The 13,491-nt window shown below is 70.7% G+C and carries 18 protein-coding genes and 1 other RNA gene; 6 read left to right on the top strand and 13 right to left on the bottom strand.

Translation table 11 applies throughout. The annotated features are described in order from the left end of the window. Positions 1–28 precede the first annotated feature (28 nt). Both ABTV91_RS16315 and hemL read right to left on the bottom strand, forming a co-directional pair. Positions 29–619, bottom strand: a complete 591-nt coding sequence (locus ABTV91_RS16315; RefSeq protein ID WP_433852360.1) for an HAD-IA family hydrolase — start codon at positions 617–619, stop codon at positions 29–31. Between the two features lie 138 nt (positions 620–757). Beyond that, the gene (hemL, locus tag ABTV91_RS16310; RefSeq protein ID WP_433854211.1) at positions 758–2,047 is read right to left on the bottom strand and encodes a glutamate-1-semialdehyde 2,1-aminomutase; all 1,290 of its coding nucleotides are present in this window, start codon (positions 2,045–2,047) and stop codon (positions 758–760) included. A gap of 154 nt (positions 2,048–2,201) precedes the next feature. On the opposite strand from hemL, the gene ABTV91_RS16305 reads away from it, so the two are divergent. Further along, positions 2,202–3,476, top strand: a complete 1,275-nt coding sequence (locus ABTV91_RS16305; protein ID WP_433852359.1) for a dipeptidase — start codon at positions 2,202–2,204, stop codon at positions 3,474–3,476. 384 nt (positions 3,477–3,860) lie between these two features. Here ABTV91_RS16305 and thiE read toward each other — a convergent pair whose 3' ends face one another. After that, positions 3,861–4,493 (bottom strand): thiamine phosphate synthase, encoded by a 633-nt coding sequence (gene thiE / locus ABTV91_RS16300; protein ID WP_433852358.1) that lies wholly within the window; start codon positions 4,491–4,493, stop codon positions 3,861–3,863. 69 nt (positions 4,494–4,562) lie between these two features. Between thiE and ABTV91_RS16295 the strand changes: the two genes are divergently transcribed. Continuing rightward, positions 4,563–4,754: a rubredoxin gene (locus ABTV91_RS16295; RefSeq protein WP_433852357.1), complete on the top strand. Its 192-nt coding sequence runs from the start codon at positions 4,563–4,565 to the stop codon at positions 4,752–4,754. A gap of 167 nt (positions 4,755–4,921) precedes the next feature. On the opposite strand, the gene ABTV91_RS16290 is transcribed toward ABTV91_RS16295, so the two are convergent. The 3 genes from ABTV91_RS16290 to ABTV91_RS16280 form a co-directional block, all read right to left on the bottom strand. After that, positions 4,922–5,770: a SirB1 family protein gene (locus tag ABTV91_RS16290; RefSeq protein WP_433852356.1), complete on the bottom strand. Its 849-nt coding sequence runs from the start codon at positions 5,768–5,770 to the stop codon at positions 4,922–4,924. 135 nt (positions 5,771–5,905) lie between these two features. Next, the gene (locus tag ABTV91_RS16285) at positions 5,906–6,358 is read right to left on the bottom strand and encodes a DUF192 domain-containing protein (RefSeq protein WP_433852355.1); all 453 of its coding nucleotides are present in this window, start codon (positions 6,356–6,358) and stop codon (positions 5,906–5,908) included. A gap of 57 nt (positions 6,359–6,415) precedes the next feature. Continuing rightward, on the bottom strand, positions 6,416–6,937 hold the full coding sequence (locus ABTV91_RS16280) for a hypothetical protein (protein ID WP_433852354.1): 522 nt from the start codon (positions 6,935–6,937) through the stop codon (positions 6,416–6,418). Between the two features lie 137 nt (positions 6,938–7,074). On the opposite strand from ABTV91_RS16280, the gene ABTV91_RS16275 reads away from it, so the two are divergent. Next, a complete protein-coding gene (locus ABTV91_RS16275) occupies positions 7,075–7,470 on the top strand; it encodes a hypothetical protein (RefSeq protein ID WP_433852353.1) in 396 nt (131 codons plus the stop codon). A gap of 286 nt (positions 7,471–7,756) precedes the next feature. On the opposite strand, the gene ABTV91_RS16270 is transcribed toward ABTV91_RS16275, so the two are convergent. Continuing rightward, complete coding sequence (locus ABTV91_RS16270; RefSeq protein WP_433852352.1) at positions 7,757–8,152, bottom strand: hypothetical protein; 396 nt, start codon at positions 8,150–8,152, stop codon at positions 7,757–7,759. Here ABTV91_RS16270 and ABTV91_RS16265 point away from each other — a divergent pair. Continuing rightward, positions 8,151–8,522 (top strand): hypothetical protein, encoded by a 372-nt coding sequence (locus ABTV91_RS16265; protein WP_433852351.1) that lies wholly within the window; start codon positions 8,151–8,153, stop codon positions 8,520–8,522. The two genes, ABTV91_RS16270 and ABTV91_RS16265, sit on opposite strands and share 2 nt — an antisense overlap. A 33-nt stretch (positions 8,523–8,555) precedes the next feature. Here the strand turns inward: ABTV91_RS16265 and rpiA are convergent, their stop codons facing one another. The 6 genes from rpiA to ABTV91_RS16235 form a co-directional block, all read right to left on the bottom strand. After that, positions 8,556–9,203: a ribose-5-phosphate isomerase RpiA gene (gene rpiA, locus ABTV91_RS16260; protein WP_433852350.1), complete on the bottom strand. Its 648-nt coding sequence runs from the start codon at positions 9,201–9,203 to the stop codon at positions 8,556–8,558. Positions 9,204–9,325: 122 nt separating this feature from the next. Next, positions 9,326–9,811, bottom strand: a complete 486-nt coding sequence (locus tag ABTV91_RS16255; protein ID WP_433852349.1) for an EVE domain-containing protein — start codon at positions 9,809–9,811, stop codon at positions 9,326–9,328. Beyond that, positions 9,808–10,398 carry a 5-formyltetrahydrofolate cyclo-ligase gene (locus ABTV91_RS16250; protein WP_433852348.1) on the bottom strand — a complete coding sequence of 197 codons (591 nt, stop codon included), beginning with the start codon at positions 10,396–10,398 and terminating at the stop codon, positions 9,808–9,810. The genes ABTV91_RS16255 and ABTV91_RS16250 overlap by 4 nt, the downstream gene beginning before the upstream one ends. 269 nt (positions 10,399–10,667) lie before the next feature. Next, positions 10,668–10,852: non-coding RNA, 6S RNA (gene ssrS / locus ABTV91_RS16245), on the bottom strand. 86 nt (positions 10,853–10,938) lie between these two features. Next, complete coding sequence (locus tag ABTV91_RS16240) at positions 10,939–11,238, bottom strand: cell division protein ZapA (protein WP_433852347.1); 300 nt, start codon at positions 11,236–11,238, stop codon at positions 10,939–10,941. Beyond that, the gene (locus ABTV91_RS16235) at positions 11,235–11,456 is read right to left on the bottom strand and encodes a TIGR02449 family protein (RefSeq protein WP_433854210.1); all 222 of its coding nucleotides are present in this window, start codon (positions 11,454–11,456) and stop codon (positions 11,235–11,237) included. The genes ABTV91_RS16240 and ABTV91_RS16235 overlap by 4 nt, the downstream gene beginning before the upstream one ends. A 128-nt stretch (positions 11,457–11,584) precedes the next feature. On the opposite strand from ABTV91_RS16235, the gene ABTV91_RS16230 reads away from it, so the two are divergent. Both ABTV91_RS16230 and pepP read left to right on the top strand, forming a co-directional pair. Then, entirely contained in the window at positions 11,585–12,130 is a 546-nt protein-coding gene (locus ABTV91_RS16230; protein WP_433852346.1) for a YecA family protein, read from the top strand. Positions 12,131–12,136: 6 nt separating this feature from the next. Further along, positions 12,137–13,468, top strand: a complete 1,332-nt coding sequence (gene pepP, locus ABTV91_RS16225) for a Xaa-Pro aminopeptidase (protein WP_433852345.1) — start codon at positions 12,137–12,139, stop codon at positions 13,466–13,468. Positions 13,469–13,491 lie beyond the last annotated feature (23 nt).

Raw genomic sequence — 13,491 nt, 5'->3', positions numbered from 1 at the left:
TCACGGTGTCGTGCGTCGTGGCTGCCGTTCAGAGCAGGTGGTGACGGCGCAGGACGCGGCGCAGTGACTGGGTGTGGTGCGCGGTGTCGGCGTGCAGGCCGGCAGCGCGTGCGCCCTGCACGTGGCGGAACAGGTGGTCAACGAACAGCGTGCGCGCCGGCGCGCTGCCGAGCCTGTCGGTCGCGGCCAGGTAGATGCGCGGGTCGGGCTTGCGCACGCCCAGCGCGGCGCTGCACAGCACCTCGATGCCGGGCAGCAGCGCGACGATGGCGGCCGCGCTCAGGGGGCCGTTGTTGGTCAGCACGGCGACGCGCGCATCCGCATCCGCGCGCAGCCGCTGCAGGGCGAGCGTGTCGCGGCGCAGGGCGCTGGCGTGGGTACGCGCGGCGGACCAGTCGGCAGCGGAGAGCCGGCTGCCGAGATGCCCGTTCAAGGCTTTCAGCAGCGCATCGCCGTCCAGTTCGCCACGCGCGTGCGCCAGCTCCAGGCCCTCGCCGCGCAGCAGCGCGTCGATCTGCGCCGGCGCGCAGCCGGCCGCGTCCGCCAGATGCCGCAGATGGCGCGAATGGTCGTAGTCGGCGAGCAGGCCGTCGAAGTCGAGCAGCAGGGCGTGGATCATGGGCAGGGGCAGCGCTCTGTAGGAACGCACTTCAGTGCGCGATGGGCTTTCACGCACGCACCGCAGGTGCCGGGCTTGCCCGGCACGGGCGCTGGTCTGGAAGGCCCATGCGGGGCGAGCCCCGCATCTACGGAAGCATCAGCCGGCGACCACCTTGAACGCCTCGCGCGCGGCGGCCAGGGTGGCGTCGATCACCGCGTCGTCGTGCGCGCTGGACAGGAAGCCGGCCTCGTAGGCCGACGGCGCCAGGAACACGCCGCGCTCCAGCATCGCGTGGAAGAAGCGGTTGAACGCGGGGATGTCGCAGGCGGTGGCCTGGGCGTAGGTCTCCACCTTCTCGTCGGTGAAGAACAGGCCGAACATCGCGCCGACGCGGTTGGTGGTGACGGCGACGCCGGCTTCGCGCGCGGCCGCTTCCAGGCCCTCGCACAGGCGCGCGGTGCGCGCGGCCAGCGCATCGTGGAAACCCGGCTGCTGGATCAGCTGCAGCATCGCCAGGCCGGCGGCCATCGCCACCGGGTTGCCGCTGAGCGTGCCGGCCTGGTAGATCGGGCCGGCCGGCGCGATCTGCTGCATCAGCTCGCGGCGCCCGCCGTAGGCGCCCACCGGCATGCCGCCGCCGATGATCTTGCCGAAGGTGGTCAGGTCCGGGGTGATGCCGTAGTGCGCCTGCGCGCCGCCCAGCGCCACGCGGAAGCCGGTCATCACCTCGTCGAAGATCAGCAGCGCGCCATGCTTCGTGCACAGCGCGCGCAGGTGCTGCAGGTAGCCCTCGCGCGGCGGGATGCAGTTGGCGTTGCCGACCACCGGCTCGATGATCAGGCCGGCGATCTCGCCGCCCTGCTGCTCGAACAGCGCGGTGGCGGCGTCGAAATCGTTGTAGGGCAGGGTAAGGGTGAGTTCGCTCAGGCCGGCCGGCACGCCCGGCGAGGTCGGCACGCCCAGGGTCAGCATGCCGCTGCCGGCCTTGACCAGGAACGAATCGCCGTGGCCGTGGTAGCAGCCCTCGAACTTGACGATGCGGTTGCGGCCGGTGGCGCCGCGCGCCAGGCGGATCGCCGACAGCGTGGCCTCGGTGCCGGAGTTGACCATGCGCACCATTTCGCACGAGGGCACCAAACGGGTGATGGTTTCCGCCATCGTCACCTCGGCCGCGCACGGCGCGCCGAACGACAGGCCGTTGCCGATGGCCTGCTGCACCGCTTCGCGCACCGCCGGGTGGTTGTGGCCGACGATCATCGGGCCCCACGAGCCGACATAGTCGATGTAGCGGTTGCCGTCCACGTCGAACAGGCAGGCGCCGTCGGCGCGCTGCACGAAGAACGGCTCGCCGCCGACCGACTTGAACGCGCGCACCGGCGAGTTGACGCCGCCGGGCAACAACTGCTGGGCGCGGGCGAACAGGGCGTGGGACTGGTCGTGGTTCAGGGACATGGCAGGCACGGGGTCAACGAAAGAATGCGCCCATTGTCCGCTTTCGCGCCGGGCGCCGCCATGCGCTGGGGCATGCATGACCAATGGCCTGCAAGGGCGCGCGGCACGCGTGCAAGAATGCGGGACGATCCGTCCCGAAGGGAGAGCCATGAAGTTCGATACGACGTTCAAGGCCGGCGCGCTGTCGACCGCGCTGCTGCTGGCCTTCGCCGCCACCGCCCAGGCCGGTACCGGCCCGGCGGAGATTTCCGAGCGCGCGCGCGCCATCCAGGCCAGGGCGATCAACCTGGACACCCACCTGGACACGCCGGCGCTGTTCTCCAAGCCGGGCTGGAAGATCACCGACCGCCATGCCTTCCAGGACGACGGCTCGCAGATCGACTACCCGCGCATGGTCGAGGGCGGGCTGGATGGCGGCTTCTGGGTGGTGTTCACCGGCCAGGGCGAACGCGACGCGGCCGGCAACCTGAAGGCGCGCGACGCCGGCCTCCGGCGCCTGTCCGAGATCCGCGAGATGGTCGCGGCCAACCCGGACAAGTTCGAACTGGCCACCACCGCCGACGATGCGGCGCGCATCAAGGCGGCCGGGAAGAAATCGGTCTACATCAGCATGGAGAACGCCTACCCGCTGGAGTACGACCCCAGCCTGCTGAGTTTCTATTACAGGCAGGGGCTGCGCATGATTTCGCTGGCGCACATCAGCCACAACGATTTCGCCGATTCGGCCGGCATGGGCGTGGCCCCGGAAGGCGAGCACGGCGGCCTGAGCGAGAAGGGCAAGGCGATGATCGCCGAAGCCAACCGGCTGGGCATCATCATCGACCAGTCGCACGCGTCCAACACGGTGTTCGACCAGATGCTGGAACTGAGCAAGGCGCCGATCATCCTTTCGCACAGCGGCGCCTACGACGTATTCGCGCACTCGCGCAACATCGACGATGCGCGCATCCGCGCGCTGTCGAAGAAGGGCGGCGTGATCCAGGTGAACTCGCTGGGCGGCTACCTGATCGACACCGGCGCCACCCCTGAGTACCGCGCCGAGCGGCGCAGGCTCTACGAATCCTTCGGCGGCCGCGACGACCTGGGCGACGCCGAGCGCGCGCAGCTCAAGGCGCGTCTGGCCGAGCTGGACGCGAAGTACAACATCCGCAAGGCCGATTTCGACGACTACATGCGCCACCTGCTGCACATCATCAAGGTGGCCGGCTGGGAGCACGTGGGCCTGGGCGCGGACTGGGACGGCGGTGGCGGCGTGGACGGCTACGAAGACATCGCCGCGCTGCCCAAGGTGGTGCAGGCCCTGCTCGACGCCGGCTACGACGAGCGGCAGATCAGCGCCATCCTCGGCGGCAACACCGTGCGCCTGATCCGCGAGGTGCAGGCCCTGGCCGACCCGGCGGCGGTCAAGGCGGCGCTGGAGTAAGCGCTGCTCAAGCCCCTCTCCCCATGGGGTGGGAGGGCACGGTCTGCGCGCCACGGGCGCGCGCCTTCGAGCGCCCACGCCGCTGGCGTGGGCCGGGGCGCGGAGCGGGGTTGGGGTGAGGGAGCACGGTGAAGTCCGTGGCGCTCTGCTATCAGAAGCGTCCACCGCGCCTGCATCCGTTCTTCCGGAAACCTCAGCAGGCGACGCATCCTTCGGCCGACCCTTCGGAAGGCTTGGCGGTGCAGCCCGGCAATCCGGCCGAGCTGCTCAAGCCCCTCTCCCGATGGGAGAGGGGTTGGGGTGAGGGTACGCGGCGAAACCCCGGGGCTTCGCCGTCGGGCGCTGCCCCTCGACGGTATCGGGGAAGCAACGCGCCGCGGCCGCTCAGCGCGGAGAAAAACACGCCTGGTAGCCGCGCAGCGCCGCCACCGGGTCGGCGGCGGCATACACGCCGCTGATGACCGCCAGCAAATCGGCGCCGGCGGCGACCAACGGCGCGGCGTTGTCCGCGGTCAGGCCGCCGATGGCCACGCGCGGCACCCCCAGCGCCGCGGCCTCGCCCAGCAGCGACGGGTGCGCGCGCCGCGTGGTGGCCTTGCTGCGGCTGGGAAAGAACGCGCCGAAGGCGACGTAGCTGGCGCCGGCGGCCACCGCGCGCTGCGCCAGCCCGATCTGGTCGTAGCAGGATGCGCCGACGATCGCGTCCGCGCCGAGCAGGGCGCGCGCCGCGGCGATGTCGCCGTCGTCCTCGCCCAGATGCACGCCGGCCGCGCCGATAGCCGCGGCCAGCGCGGCATCGTCGTTGACGATCAGCGGCACGCCAGCGGCGGCGCACAGGGCCTGCAGCGCCTGCGCCTGTTCATGGGCGGTGGCGGCATCGACCGCCTTGTTGCGGTACTGCAGCCAGGTGGCGCCGGCGGCGAGCAGCGGCCGCGTGCGTTCGAGCAGGCGCGCGGTGTCGGTTTCGTCGGGGGTGATCAGATAGACGCCGCGGGCGGCGGGCATGGGGTGGGGCATGGATGGCTACCTGTACGGCGGCGGGAATGGGACAATCTGCGGCCGCCCCTGTGTTGCCGTGATTATCCAATGTCCGACGCTTCCGCCTCCACTTTCCGCACCTGGATGTGCGTCGTCTGCGGCTTCATCTACCGCGAAGCTGACGGCCTGCCCGAAGAGGGCATCGCCCCGGGCACGCGCTGGGAAGACGTGCCGGAGACCTGGACCTGCCCGGATTGCGGCACGACCAAGGACGATTTCGAGATGGTGGAGCTGGACTGAGTCCGGCCGGCGCCGGGATGCCGCAGGTGCGGGGCTTGCCCCGCACGGGCGTTTCCGGTGACGCCGCATGCGGGGCAAGCCCCGCATCTACAGGTCAATGCAGCACGGGGCAGGCCCCACATGCATAACGTCAATGAGGCCTGCGGGCCAGGCCGCGCATGCCAAGGTCAATGCAGCTGCGGCCGTTCGCCGCCGAGATCGATCAGGCGTTCGCGCACCTGCGCGGCGTCGGCGGCATCGGGTTCGCGCCGCAGGTACAGCGACAGGTCCGCGCGCGCGCCGGCCAGGTGGTCCAGGCGCAGGTAGGCCAGGCCGCGGTCGCGCAGCGCATCGTTCTGCTCCGGCGCGAGCTTGAGGATGCGGTCGGCGCTGCGCGCGGCGCGGTCCCATTCCTCGCGTTCGGCGTAGACGCCGTACAGGTTGCGAAGCATGCGCATCAGGATCGCGCGCGCCGGCGCCGGGTCCAGGATCTGCGCCAGCACCTGGTCGTCGGGCGTCTCGCCGCCGAGGTTGCTGCGCGCGCGCTCGCGCAGTTCGTCCACGCCCAGCGGGCGGCCGCCGTTGAACGGGTCCATGACCAGCACGCCTTCTTCCACCGGCAGCCGCACCAGGAAGTGGCCGGGGAAGGAAATGCCTTCCAGCGGCAGGCCGAGCCGGCGCGAGACTTCCATCTGCACCAGCGCCAGCGAGATCGGGTTGCCGAGCCGGCGCGTGACCACTTCGTTGAGGTAGCTGTTGCGCGGGTCGTAATAGGCGTCGTGGTTGCCGCTGTAGCCCAGTTCGTTGAACAGGTGGTGGTTGATGGCGGCGACCTTCAGCGGCCACTCGGCGATGGCGGCCACTTCCACCCGCAGGTGGTCGGCGTGGGCCTGCAGCAGGCGGTCGCAGCGGGCCGGGTCCAGCTCCGGGTATTCGTCGCGTGCGATCAGCAGCGCGGTGGGCAGCAAGGGCAGTGCGTCGTCGGCCAGCTCGGCCAGCGCATCCCAGTGCGGCAGGGTGAGGCGTGTGTCGGACATGGCCCAAGACTGGCGGCAAAGCGCGGCCGGTTCAAGGCGTGCGGCCTGCGCATGCGCGGTAGGAGCGACTTCAGTCGCGATGGGGCTTTCCTGGTAACGCCCCTTCGCGACTGAAGTCGCTCCTACGTGGGCAGGTCATTTGGCCTTTGGGATGCCGGGGCCGAACACCAGTTCGGTGCCGTCTTCCAGTTTCAGCTTCGCCGCCTGGCCGGCGTTGAGTTCCAGCACGTAGCGCGCCGGTTTGAAGCTGGGGTAGGGCGGGCAGGCGTCGCCGGCCGAGCACGGCGGCACGTCGCGCTGCTGGCTGACCAGCCGGCGGGCGTCGTCGAAGTAGAGGATGTCCAGCGGGATGCGGGTGTTCTTCATCCAGTACGCCTGCGGTTCCAGGCGATCGTGGATGAACAGCATGCCGCGGTCGGCGTCCATGCGGTCGCGGAACATCAGCCCGCGCGCGCGGGTGGCGTCGTCCTGGGCCAGTTCCACCTGGTAGCGGGTGCCGGCCAGTTCCACCCAGTGCCCGCCGGCGCTGGCGCAGCCGCCGAGCAACAGCAACAGGGACAGGCAGGCGGCGAGGCGCGGCAGGGACATGGCGGGTTCCACGGGTGAAGGAGGCGCTGCGCACCTTCACGGATGCGCGCGGTGGCGTCAAGCGCCGCCACGATCCGGCGCCGGTGCGGGCGGCGCGGCGGCGAAGGCGGCCAGCAGGTCGGCGAACAGCGCGCGCACCTCCCCGCGCAGCCACGCCCGCGTGGCCGCGGACGGCTGCACGAACAGCTGGCAGGAAAGCGCCAGCGCCGCGGCGTCCAGGCCGAGCGGGTCGTCGTGGTGGCGGCCGAGCTGGAAGAAGCGGTCGTACAGGTCGAAGCGGCTTTCCAGCAGGTGGCCGAACCAGGCGCCGAGCGTGCCGTCGATGTCCAGCCCGGCGGCCCGTCGCGGTGGCGCCCAGCCGGCCGGCACGTACAGCGGCGGCGCCGGCGCCGGTCCCGCGCCTGCATGGGCATGCGCGCGGCAGGCCAGCCAGAAGCGGAACAGGCACAGCTCGGCGATCGCTTCGGCCGGCATGGGGTGCAGACGCAACAGGCCGGCGTAGCGGCTCCGGTAGTCCACATCCGTGTAGCCGTGGATGAGGGGTTCTGCTTCCGTGCCGGCGACGGGAACACGCTCCATGGTGCTTCTCCTTGGCAGGGCGGCGCTGCCCTGGCACGCGCCGCACGTGGGTCCATGCGCAAATGAAAGCAATTAGTTCATTCAAATGAAAGCGATTGGTGATTTCGTCACGGGCGTGGTCCGTAACGTTGCCGGCCATGAGCGACGAACGCTTCGAATTCTCCCGACGCTTGGGACAGGCGATGAGCGCGGCCGGTTACGAACCGCGGCCGGCGATCCTCTTCCGCCTGTTCAATGCGCGCTACACGGGGCGTTCGGTGAGTTTCCAGAGCGCTTCGCGCTGGCTGGGCGGTCGTTCCATTCCCGAACAGGACAAGCTGCAGGTGCTGGCCGACCTGTTCGGCGTGGCGCCGCAGACCCTGCGTTTCGGCGATGCGCCGCGCGTGGCCGAGGCCCGCGCCGAGTGGAACGCGGTGGGCGCGCGCGAACGCGCGGTGATCGACACCTTCCTGGGCCTGCCGGTGCGGCAGCGCGAACTGGTCGGTGAGCTGGTGAAGGCGCTGGCGCAGGCCGACAGGAAGTCCACGCGCTGACGGCGCGGCGCGCGATCGCGCGCGGCTGGACACATCCGCCGGTTCGATGCGTCAGGGAAGCATCCCGTCCGGAGATGCGCGCATGCTTCTTTCCCGTTCCCTTACCGCTGCATTGGTGCCGTTCCTGCTGCTGCTCGCGGGCAATGCCCAGGCCGATGCGGGCTGCCCGCCGCTGCCCGGCCTGGAGCACTGCGCGGCCGGCGCGCATGGCTGGGTCTACGGCCGCGATGCCGGGCAGGTGCGCCTGCTGGCCGGCGACCTGGCCGCCAGCGCCGACGCCTTCGCGTCACTTCGCCCGTCCACCCGCCGGCTCGCCGTGCTGCTGGATGCGCCGGAGGACATCGGTGCCGACGACCGCGCGCGGCTGGTCGCCGCCGGTGCCGCGCAGGTGGTCGACTGGCCCGGCATGCAGGCCTTCCAGGCCGCGCGGCAGTCGGCGGTGGCGGCCGACGATCCCGGCAGCCGCCTGCTCGCGGCCAACCCGGCCATCGCCCAGGCGATCTGGCGCAACCTGACCCGCCACGAGCTGGGGCATGTGATCTTCAATCTCGCCTACTGGCCCGACCTGGGCAGGACGTCCGGGCACGGCCATGCGCGCAGCCCGGACTGGCTCAACGAAGCGGCGGCGATGCTGCTGGAGGCCGACGAGCTGGCCGCCCCGCCGGCGGATGCTGCGCGGCATGCGGGCCGATCCGGCCCATCCGCTGCCCGGTCTTGCCGACTTCCTGGCCATGGCCAACCCGGCCCGCCCGGACGGACAGACCGCGCCGGCCGCCAAGGGCGTCAGCCTGGTCTACCGAAGCCCGGCCGAGGCCGGCGACGCGGCGGCCGGCGCGCGCTACTACGCGCAGGTGCAGGGCTGGGCCGATTTCCTGGTGCAGGCCACGGCCGCGGCGCGCCCGGGCGTGCTGGGCAGCCTCAGCGGGCGCATCGCGTCCGGCGGCCGTTTCGACGACTGGCTGGCCGACACCGGCCCGGCGTTCGGCCTGCCCGACAATCTGCCCGCCCTGGAACGGCAGTGGCGGGCCTGGCTGGACGCCACGGCCGGCTGAGGCGCCGTGGCAACCGTCGTCGCGTGTGCGGGCTTACAGCACCTGCGGCGGTTCGCCGCCGACGATGACCACGTCCGCCGGGCGCCGTGCGAACAGGCCCACGGTGACCACGCCCGGGATCTGGTTGAGCTGCTGCTCCAGCTTCACCGGGTCGGTGATGGACAGGTTGTGCACGTCCAGGATCAGGTTGCCGTTGTCGGTGACCACGCCGTCGCGCCACACCGGCTGGCCGCCGGTGAGCGCCAGGATCTCGCGCGCCACCAGGCTGCGCGCCATCGGGATCACTTCCACCGGCAGCGGGAACTTGCCCAGCACCGGCACCTGCTTGCTCGGGTCGACGATGCAGACGAACTGCCTGCTGGCCTCGGCGATGATCTTCTCGCGGGTCAGCGCGGCGCCACCGCCCTTGATCAGGTTCTTGCGCGGGTCGCATTCGTCGGCGCCGTCCACGTACAGCGACAGGCCGCCGGTGTGGTTCAGGTCCAGCACCTCGATGCCGTGGCCCTTGAGCAGGGCGGTGCTCTGCTCGGAGCTGGACACGGCGCCTTCGATCTGGTCCTTGATGCGCGCCAGCGCCTCGATGAAGTAGGCGACGGTGGAGCCGGTGCCGACCCCGACGATCATTCCCTTCTGGACGTATTCGATGGCTTTTTCGGCGGCCAGGCGCTTGGCTTCGGACATGGTGGACTCGATGGCGGTGGAGGAGTGCGTGTGTCGGTACGGTAGGAGCGGCTTCAGCCGCGATCGGGCGTTCCCAGGAATGCCCGTTCGCGGCCGAAGCCGCTCCTACGGGAGGATAGGAATCAGGCCGGCTTCTTCTTTTCCAGCGCCAGCAGCAGCTTCCACTGCGCGGCGGTGACCGGGAATACCGACAGGCGATTGCCCTTGGCGGTCAGCGGGAAGCCTTCGCCCAGTTCGTCGGTGTGCTGTTTGATCTCGTCCAGCGGGATGACCTGCGCCAGCTTGCGCTCGAAGGCCACGTCCACCAGGTACCAGCGCGGCTGTTCGCGGCTGGCCCTGGGGTCGTGGTAATCGGACTTCGGGTCGAACTGGGTGTCGTCCGGGTAGGCCTCGCTGGCCACCGTGGCGGTGCCGACGATGCCCGGCACCTTGGTGTTGGAGTGGTAGAACAGGATGCCGTCGCCGACCTTCATGCCGTCGCGCATGAAATTGCGCGCCTGGTAGTTGCGCACGCCGTTCCACGGTTCGGTGCCCACGCGCTGCAGGTCGTCGATGGAAAAGGCGTCCGGTTCGGACTTCATCAGCCAGTAGCGCTTGCGGGCGGTCATGCGTGCGACGGTTCCGGGTAGAGAGTGGCCTGCTCGGTGCAGATGGCATCCACCGCCACGTCCCAGTCCTCGACCGGCAGCGCCGGCACCTGCTGGGCGGCGAAGCCGGCGCCGACCAGCCAGGGCGGCGCGCTCTGCCGCTGGCGGAAAGCGAAGCTGCGATCATACCAGCCGCCCCCCATGCCCAGCCGCCGGCCCTGTGGGTCGAAGCCGACCAGCGGCGCGACCACCAGCGCCATGTCCTGCGCGTGCAGCGCGCGTTCCGGATCGACGTCCGGCTCGGGGATGCCGTAGCGGTTGGCGCGCAGCGGCTGCCCCGGCCGCCACGGTGCGAAACGCAGCAAGCGGCCGTGCAGCACCGGCAGGCAGTAGGTCTGGTGCGCGGGCAGCTGCATCTGCCAGCGGTGCAGGGCGATCTCGCCGTCCAGCGCCCAGTAGCCGGCCACCGGGCCGGACACATCGGCGAAGGGCAGGGCGAGCAGCCGGGCGGCCAGCGCCTCGGCGGCGGCGATGCGTTCGGCGGCCGGGATGTCGCGGCGGCGCTGGCGCAGGTGTCGGCGGAGGTCCTGGCGGTTGTCGGAAGTCATCGATGGTTCCGTGCAGGGAGCATTCAAGCCCCTCTTCGGGAGAGGGGTTGGGGAGAGGGTACGGGCGAAGCCTCGTGCAATCGAATGTCACGGGGCTTCGCCCGTACCCTCATCCGGCGCTTCGCGTCACCTCGCGCCGCGCCCCGGCCCGGCGCAGCGCGCCGGGCGTTCAGGCGTGTGCGAACCAATGGTTCGCAGGCAACACGCCTTCACCCCGGAGGGAGAAGGGAAAAAGGAACGGCGCCTTGCGGCGCCGTTCCGGAATAATTGCATTCTCCGCCATGACGATGCGTGCGAAACGACCTTGAACCCGGGGTTCAAGTGGGGACGCTGGGGAACCATCGGGCTTCCCGCTGCAAGGCGGACCTGCACACCCGGTGCCGTCGCGCCCCCGTGGTCGTCATTAAGGGACAAGGCGAATGTTTGCACACGCCGTCGTTCAGGGCAGAGAACGCGGCGCCAGTATAACGAGGTTGCGCGCGCATGGCAGCCCGTCCGCACGACGCGGACGCGACCGTTCATCGGATGAATGCGGCGCCGTCAGCGGGCGTCGTCGATGGCGTCGTCCACGCGCCGGTTGAGCTCGTTCATCGCGCTCTGGAAACGCTGCTGTTGCTGCGCCAGTTCATCGCGCATCAGGTGCAGCTCGTGGGCCAGGTTGAGCGCGGCCAATACCGCCACCCGGTCCACCGCGGCCATGCGGTTGTTGCCGCGGATCTCGCGCATGCGCGCATCGAGCATGCGCGCGGCGGCGGTGAGGCTGTCGCGTTCGGCCGGCTCCACGCCGACGGTGTATTCGCGGTCGAGGATGCGGACGCTGACCGGCTCGTTCTGGCTCACGTGTGCTGCTCCAGCGATTTGAGGCGGGTGATCATCGCTTCCACGCGCGAGCGCGCCTGCTCGTTCTTGGCCAGCAGCTGCGCGCGTTCGGCCACCAGCTGTTCCTGCTGCTGGCGCAGGCTGCGGTTTTCCTCGGCCAGGCGCCGGTTGCGCTCGAACAGCAGTTCAAGGCGGGCGGCCAGGGCCTGCAACTGGGCAGCGGGATCGAAGGCATCCATGCCCGGCACGATAGGCATGCGCGTCGGGGGTGGTCAAGATGGCGCGCACGGCGCCGTTGCTACACTGTGCAGCCGTTGCCGCGCCGCGCGCGGCGCGGGCCTTTCCCGCTTCCGCAGACCCAGGTGACATGACCGATCTTCCCGCCGTCAACGACATCCTCCAGGCCAGCCAGTCGCTGGACCTCGGCGCCACCCCGGCCGAACTCCACGGTGGGCTGTGCGGCTGGCTGGCCGCCGGCGGCGCCGACCTGCCGGCCTGGCCGGCCAGGGTGCTGGCCGACGACAACCTGCCCACGCCCGAGCCGGGCAGTGCGCTCGACCGCCTGCGCCAGGCCGTGGTGGCGCAGCTGGAAGACCGCGATTTCGACTTCGAACTGGTGCTGGCCGCGCCGGCGGCGACGCTGCAGGAACGCACCGACGCGCTGTTCGACTGGTGCCGCGCGTTCCTCGGCGGCTTCGGCCTGGCCGCGGGCAAGCGCCCGGCGCTGAGCGAGGAGGGCGAGGAAGCCCTGCAGGATCTGGCGCGGCTGGCGCAGGCCTCCAGCGACGAGTTCGACAGCGCCGACGAGGACGAGGACGCGCTGGCCGAGATCGAGGAATTCGTGCGCGTGGCGGTGCTGCTGCTGCACGGCGACTGCGTGATGGGCGCGCGCCACCGCCAGCGCCTGAACTGAGCCGCCATGCACACGCTGACCGGCATCGCCCCCGCCGAGTACGCGCACCGCCGCCGCCAGCTGATGGAGGCGGCCGGCGACGACGCCATCCTGGTGCTGCCGGCCGCGCCCGAGCGCGTGCGCAGCAACGACACGCATTACCCGTACCGGCAGGACTCGGACTTCTGGTACCTGTGCGGTTTCCCCGAGCCGGAAGCGGTGCTGGTGCTGATCCCCGGCCGCCGCCATGGCGAGACGATCCTGTTCTGCCGCGAGCGCGATGCCGAGCGCGAGGCCTGGGACGGCCCGCGCGAAGGCCAGGAAGGCGCGGTGGCGCGCTACGGCATGGACGACGCCTACCCGATCGAGGACCTGGACGACATCCTGCCGGGCCTGCTCGAAGGCCGTTCGCGGGTCTACTACCACTTCGGCCGCGACGCCGATTTCGACCTCAAGCTGATCGGCTGGGTGAACCGGGTGCGCTCGCAGGTGCGCCACGGCGCGCAGCCGCCGCACGAGTTCCTGGAACTGGGCCACCTGCTGCACGAGCAGCGCCTGTTCAAGTCGCCGGCCGAGATCGCGCTGATGCAGCAGGCCGCCGACATCAGCGTGCGCGCGCACCGCGCGGCGATGCGCGCCGCGCGCGCCGGCATCGGCGAATACGAGCTGCAGGCCGAGCTGGAACGCGAGTTCCGCCGCCACGATGCGGTGCCGGCCTACAACAGCATCGTCGGCGCCGGCGCCAACGCCTGCGTGCTGCATTACCGCGCCAACGGCGGCGGCAGCCGCGACGGCGATCTGGTGCTGATCGACGCCGGCGCCGAGTACCGCGGCTATGCCAGTGACATCACCCGCACCTTTCCGGTCAACGGCCGCTTCAGCGCCGAGCAGCGCGCCCTGCACGACCTGGTGCTGGCCGCGCAGGCGGCGGCGCTGGAACAGGCGCAGCCGGGCATCGCTTACGAGGAAGGCCACCTGGCCGCGGTCGAGGTGCTCACCGAGGGCCTGTTGCGGCTGGGGCTGCTGAAGGGCGACCTGGAAGAGAACCTGATCGAAGGCCATTACAAGCGCTTCTACCGGCACAAGACCGGGCACTGGCTGGGCCTGGACGTGCACGACGTGGGCGACTACAAGCTGGCCGGCGAATCGCGGCTGCTGGAGGCGGGCATGGTGTTCACCATCGAGCCGGGCCTGTACGTGTCGCCGGACGACAGCAGCGTGGAGGCGCGCTGGCGCGGCATCGGCATCCGCATCGAGGACGACGTGCTGATCACCGGCGACGGCCACCGCGTGCTGACCGGCGGACTGGAACGCAGCGTCGAGGAGATCGAGGCGTTCATGGCGCGAGCGGATTCGTAATAGGAGCGCACGTAGGAACGCAG

The organism is Stenotrophomonas nitritireducens (assembly GCF_050984405.1).
Taxonomy (GTDB): Bacteria; Pseudomonadota; Gammaproteobacteria; order Xanthomonadales; family Xanthomonadaceae; genus Stenotrophomonas; species Stenotrophomonas nitritireducens_B.
The sequence above is the reverse complement of the archived record's forward strand: the minus strand, read 5'-3'. Positions and strand labels throughout refer to the sequence as shown.